General features: G+C 63.7%; 1 protein-coding gene. It reads left to right on the top strand.

What is annotated here, in order from left to right:
- Positions 1 to 323 (top strand): zinc-binding dehydrogenase (locus tag H7I41_RS00005; RefSeq protein WP_372503613.1); only part of this gene is annotated, 323 nt, incomplete at its 5' end.
- Positions 324 to 444 lie beyond the last annotated feature (121 nt).

Raw genomic sequence — 444 nt, 5'->3', positions numbered from 1 at the left:
TCTACCTGGACGCTGCGGGCGCACCTGCCGTGGTGAACACCGCGCTGGCTGCGGCGAAACGGCACGCCACCCTGGGTGTGGTCGGGGTGCACAAGGAACAGGTGCCGATCGACTTCGTCAACATCATGAGTAACGAAATCACCGTCACCGGTTCGATGGGCTATCCCGATGAAATCTTCGAGGTGACCAAGGATCTCGTCGAGAACTGGGAGAAGTACGCGTTGATCGTGAGCCACACCATGCCGTTCGACAAGGTCGGTGACGCGCTCGAACTGGCCGCAACTCCGGGCGTGGCCGACAAGGTCGTGATCACCTTTCCGTAGGCCATCCACTCGCTCGAGGATCGCGCGTGCCGCGCGCTCGGTGAGCCGGTTCCGGGTAGCCGCGCCTAATCGGCGTCCTCGTCGTCCCGGGTAGCCGCGCCTAATCGGCGTCCTCGTCGTC

The organism is [Mycobacterium] manitobense, assembly GCF_025821665.1.
GTDB lineage: Bacteria > Actinomycetota > Actinomycetes > Mycobacteriales > Mycobacteriaceae > Mycobacterium > Mycobacterium arseniciresistens.
Note: the sequence above shows the minus strand (reverse complement) of the source record. Positions and strands in the feature narration are given on the sequence as shown.